Raw genomic sequence first — 5,652 nt, 5'->3', positions numbered from 1 at the left:
CATTTCTTTTAAGCATCTTTCTAATTAACTTCAATTCAGATTTTGTGTGAGCATTTGGACTGCGTAAAGGCCTTCTAGAGCCTAATGCTAAGCTCCTTACTGTGCCATCATACTTTTTTAGTTGTCTATACACAAACTGACGGTTAGTATGATATCGCTTTGCGGCTTTTGTAACTCCATATTTTTTAGCAAATTCACATAATTTTTGGCGGTAACGCATTTCTTCTGTTATAATAGACATGAGAGGACTCCTTTACTAAATGGTTTTGTTGATATTACTATTGTATCAGAGTTCCTCTCTTTTTTTATTCAATTGTGTAACATATGTTATAGCACATTACAAGTATGCTCTTTTAATAGTTAAATCACTAAAACTTATAATGCTACACCATAAAAAGGGAGACTCACATTTATGTTATAAAATGCAAGGTCTCCCGTATATCATTATCTAATTGTATTCAACTAATCAAAATAGTTTAATCAAGATAGTTTAATCAGGTTAGGCTCTAATTAATTTTGCTATTAATGATCTGGCTATGCATCAATTCCAAAATCCATACCCAACTGATTTGCAAGGTTCTTCATTTCTTCTATAGTCTTTGGTAATATTGGGACACCTGACTTTTTATATGCTTCTTCCTTTTCAGCTTCTTTTTCACCATGAGTGTATATTCTGTCTTGGCCATAAGCCTTTTCAGAATCTCTCAATTCTTGTAGGTAAGTAGACCACTTTTCAGTGATAGCTTCTGGATCACCGAATACTTTTGGATCAATTGCCATGAAATAGTGGCAAACTCCCATTATACCATCTTCTTCAGTATGATTTGATGTAACACCGTTTGATAGGACACCAGTTAAGAACTCAACCAATAAAGAGAATCCATATCCCTTATGACTACCAAATAACTGGCTTGATCCACCAACTGGATGCATACCACCTTCTCTGTTCATAACATTATCAAATAAGTGCTGAGGATTTACCTCATCCTTACCTTCTTCATTTACTCCCCAACCTACTGGAAGATCTACGCCTTTTTTATTTCTAACTTCAACCTTACCTAAAGCTGCTACTGATGTTGCAACATCAAAGTAGAATGTATTTGGCTTTGCTGGTATTGATACAGCTATAGGATTAGTACCCATCATAGGCTTTCTACCAAAAGTAGGAACTACAACAGGGAATGAGTTTGTCATTGATATACCTATCATTCCTTGTTCAGAAGCCATATTACTGTAATAACCTGCTATTCCGTAATGGTTAGAATTTCTTACAGTAACCATTCCTATTCCAGATTTCTTTGCCTTTTCTATAGCTATGTCCATCGCATACTTTGATACAACCTGACCCATAGCCCTATTTCCATCAACAACTGCAGATATACCTGTTTCAAATGCTACAGATGGCTGTGCACCAACCTCTATATATCCCTTCTGTATATGCTGACGATACATTTCAAGCCTCTGAGAACCATGAGTTTCTATACCATACATATCAGCTGCTACCAAAACATCAGTAATAGTCTTTGAGTCTTGTTCATTAAAACCATACTTTTTAAAGGCTCTTTCACAATAAGACCTTAACTGTTCTTCTTTTACATAAACTGCTTCCATATTTTCAACTCCTCTTTTTACAATTTACCCAATCACAAAAATATTATATCACAAGAAAAAAACACCAACAATATTATCAAATAAATTACATAATAATATTTTTCACTTGCAAATAAGTAATTTTAATATCCTCAATAAAAAAATAAAAAGAGGCTATAGACTAGTTATATAGTAAATATAAAACAGATAATAGACTCTCAAAATTTTTGTTTTTTTCAGTATTTTAAATAATAGTTTGACTGTCTTTCTCTTTGATAAGTCATAATGCCACTGGCATCCCATACCTCCTTTGGCATATTCAATTACTATACAATCAAAGAAAATATACCTAGCCTAAATTGGCCAGGTATTGTAGTTTTTTATTTTATTATACTAAGAAGGCTAGGAAGTCTTCAACCTGCTTGTCCAATTGCTTTATCTGATCATCAGAAAAAGTTATAACATTTGTTGCCCATGCTTCCGGATTGGCAGCAAGTCCAACTGAGTTGTCTAAAACATCTGTACGAATGAACTTTAAGAGTTCTTTTGTCTTTTCTAGAACTCCCTGTACATATCCCGATCCACCTATGCCAGATACAGCTACCTTCTTGTCTCCTATAGCTGAAGCGCCTGCCGGGTTAGTCTGGTCAAGTGATCTAGAGGCCCAGTCTATAATATTCTTTAGAACTGATGAATAACTTCCATTGTACTCAGGTGTAAAGAACCATATTCCATCAGCAGCCTTTATTTCATCTCTAATCCTAGATACACTAGATGGAGCTGGATACTCTATATCCTGATTAAAAAATGGAACATCACTATATTCTAGGAAAGACACTTTTGCCTTGTCTCCCAATATTTCTTTTACCTTATTTGCTAACTGTCTATTAAAAGACTCCTTACGTAACGATCCTACTACGAACAATAATTTTTTTGACATAATTTTTCTCCTTATCTTAATTGAATTTCTTTATTCAAATATAACCAAATTTTAGTTTTAATTTTCCGAATTTTTATATTACTATATAGATACCCTTTGATAATATATTCAAACATTTAAATGTAACTTTTATTTTTACATTTAAATCATAAATATTCAGCACTTGTTTTTTAGATTGTTCTAAACCACTTACATTATATCTATAATCATTCTAGCTAAAAAATTGCTTATACAAACAACTCAAAATAATGTAAAAAGCCCACGAACCAATTTGCAGTTTGATTCGTGGGCTTGAAATTTTAATTAATTTTGGTTTACTGTTTATATACCCTACTATAGATAGTCTAAACAACAAATTTTCTTAAATATGTTAAGAATTAATGTTCTAATATATATTTTTCTGCAGCATGTACCGCTATGGCACCATCTGCAGCTGCAGTTATAACCTGTCTTAGAGACTTGACTCTTATATCACCGACAGCATATATACCTGGCTGACTAGTCTCGCAGTTTTCATTGGCTACAATATATCCCTTATCTAATTCTACCATTCCCTCAACTAGACTTGACTGAGGTATTCCGCCTATAGCTACAAACAGACCATCTAAATCTATCTGTCTCTCTGAACCATCAGTCTTATCAACAGTTATAACTCCTGTTAACTTGTCATCTCCTAGTATTTCCTTGATAGTAGAGTTCCAAACAATCTCAACATTAGACTCCTTTATCCTTGTCTGAAGAGTCTTGTTGGCTCTTAGCTCATCTCTTCTATGGATTAGGTATACCTTTGAAGCTATTCTAGATAGGTATAGGGCATCTTCAACAGCAGTATCTCCACCACCATTTACCGCTACTACCTTGTTTCTATAAAATCCACCATCACAGATAGCACAATAACCAAGACCTCTTCCTGTAAACTTGTCTTCCTTATCAAGACCTAACTTTCTTGGGGTAGAACCCATAGATAGGATTACTGCCTTAGTATATATCTCGTCTCCTCCTGTTAGAGTAAGCTTCTTTATTCCGTCTTCTTCAATATCTATCTTTTCTACACCCTTATAATCTATCTTTGCACCAAACTTCTTTGCATGCTCTAACATCAAGTTGGATAGTTCAACACCGTTTGTGTCTGGTAGGGCTGGATAATTCTCTATTTCAGCAGTTGAAACCATCTGACCACCGTGGAAGTTCTTTTCCAGGATAAGAGTCTTCAATTCTGCTCTACCTCCATATACACCAGCTGTCATACCACCTGGGCCACCACCTATTATAACTATGTCTTGTACCTGTCTTTCGCTCATTTTGTCCTCCTTAATTTTACTATTTAATACTTAATTCTTAAATTGGTTCTTTATTTTCTAAGATCCCTATATTCAATAGTAGTATACACATATCGTCAATATAATACTATATACGTCTATTCCTATTTATATAATTATTATACCATTAATGATAGAATATAAACATAGAGTGGCTTTATTTTAATCAAAAATATGGCTAACTATAAATTATAGGTATACTATGCCATTCTTTTTGTTTTTGGAGGTACCACCCTCCATATGGGATATATTCCCACACAAAAATCCTGCCCTTTTTATTGAATCCTCTCCATACTTGTCCCTGATATCATCTATAGCAGAATATAGGAGGCTTTCTTTAGACTTCTTTTCCTCAAACAAGGATAACTGCATATGGTCATCCTTAGACACCTTGGCAAGACTTACTCCTATGTGTCTAATAAGAACATTGTCCCAAATATCCAAAAATATCTGACAGGCACATTCATAAATCTTGCTGACACAATCAGTCTTATAAACTAGTTTCTTCTGACTTGACTTCCTATTAAAATTCATATCTACAAGTTCTATGGATACAAGGCCCGCCTTTAGCTTTTTGTGTCTGAGTCTAGCACAAACAGTCTCAGTAAGCGATAGTATTAGGTGTCTGGCATTTTCATAATCGCATATATCATAGGATGTCGTTGTTGAGTTACCTATAGACTTGTCTTTTTGCTTTATATGAAAAAAATCATATCCATCCAATCCATTAGCATGTCTATGGATAATCAAGCCTTGTTTTTTAAGATGTCTATATACAAATTTTTCTTCAAGAGTGGCCAAATCGCCTATAGTATACACACCTAATCTCTTCAACTTGTTGCTAGTTTTTCTGCCTACAAAGAATAGATTATTTATAGGAAGAGGCCACATTTTTTCTTGAATTTCATGCCTATACATAATATGAGTCTTGTCAGGCTTGGAAAAATCCCCCGCCATCTTGGCCAATACCATACTATCTGATACACCTACATTAACTGTAAATCCCAAATCTTCTTTCATCCTATGTCTTATCAAATCAGCAGCAAAACATGGCTCTCCAAAAAGCCTCTCCATACCAGTCATGTCCACGAAAGCTTCATCTATGGAGTACTGATAAACATCTGGGGAAAATTCCTTAAGTAGGCCTATCATATTTTTAGAACACTCTATATAAAGGTCAAAGTCAGCAGGATAGACCTTTAGATGGGGACACTTCCTAAAAGCAGTGCATAAGTTTTCACCAGTCTTTATACCAAAATCCTTGGCAGGTGAACTCTTTGCAAGAACTATTCCGCTCCTCCTATTGGGGTCCCCTCCTATAACAGATGGTATTTGTCTTATGTCCTGAGATTTTGGGTCAATTTTCAACCTTCTTACAGCTTCCCAACTGAGATAGGCTGAATTCACATCAACATGAAAAAATACCTTTTTTTCCATAAAACCTCCTTTCTAAGAACATATGTTCTTTTTTAAAGTATAGCACATACCAGCTCTTATATCAAGGTCTGCAAAAATGGTAATCGAGTAGGGAGGACTTTCTCCTCCCTCTCACACCACCGTACGTGCCGTTCGGCATACGGCGGTTCAATTCATGTAATAATCTAAACAACTAATGAGTCCTCGCTTTGCGAGGATTTCTTTTGTTATCTTGCGAAGTCCGGCTGTTTTTGCTACCGCCTGATAATGGTCTGCAAATCCTACGGATTGTCTTGCCATCCATTCGGGTACGCCAAGTTTCTTTAACCCCCACATCCTTTTCTCACTGGTTTTCCACTGTTTCCAGATGACTATTCTCATACGGTT

5 protein-coding genes and 1 pseudogene are annotated in these 5,652 nt (G+C 35.1%); all 6 read right to left on the bottom strand.

Translation table 11 applies throughout. The features are described 5' to 3' along the window. Positions 1–241, bottom strand: a pseudogene (locus tag F823_RS0110135) (hypothetical protein); the annotation flags it as partial. A gap of 293 nt (positions 242–534) precedes the next feature. Beyond that, the gene (locus F823_RS0110130; RefSeq protein ID WP_002843904.1) at positions 535–1,611 is read right to left on the bottom strand and encodes an Ldh family oxidoreductase; all 1,077 of its coding nucleotides are present in this window, start codon (positions 1,609–1,611) and stop codon (positions 535–537) included. A gap of 367 nt (positions 1,612–1,978) precedes the next feature. Continuing rightward, positions 1,979–2,530 (bottom strand): NADPH-dependent FMN reductase, encoded by a 552-nt coding sequence (locus F823_RS0110125; RefSeq protein WP_002846362.1) that lies wholly within the window; start codon positions 2,528–2,530, stop codon positions 1,979–1,981. Positions 2,531–2,907: 377 nt separating this feature from the next. After that, positions 2,908–3,831, bottom strand: coding sequence for a thioredoxin-disulfide reductase (gene trxB, locus F823_RS0110120; protein ID WP_002843916.1), 924 nt, complete (start codon positions 3,829–3,831; stop codon positions 2,908–2,910). Positions 3,832–4,038: 207 nt separating this feature from the next. Beyond that, positions 4,039–5,286 (bottom strand): DNA polymerase Y family protein, encoded by a 1,248-nt coding sequence (locus tag F823_RS0110115; protein WP_002846365.1) that lies wholly within the window; start codon positions 5,284–5,286, stop codon positions 4,039–4,041. A 147-nt stretch (positions 5,287–5,433) separates the two neighbouring features. After that, on the bottom strand, positions 5,434–5,652 hold a 219-nt coding region (locus F823_RS11245), incomplete at its 5' end, for a hypothetical protein (RefSeq protein WP_019595755.1).

It is taken from the genome of Peptostreptococcus anaerobius VPI 4330 = DSM 2949 (assembly GCF_000381525.1).
In the GTDB taxonomy this organism is placed as follows: domain Bacteria; phylum Bacillota; class Clostridia; order Peptostreptococcales; family Peptostreptococcaceae; genus Peptostreptococcus; species Peptostreptococcus anaerobius.
Note: the sequence above shows the minus strand (reverse complement) of the source record. Positions and strands in the feature narration are given on the sequence as shown.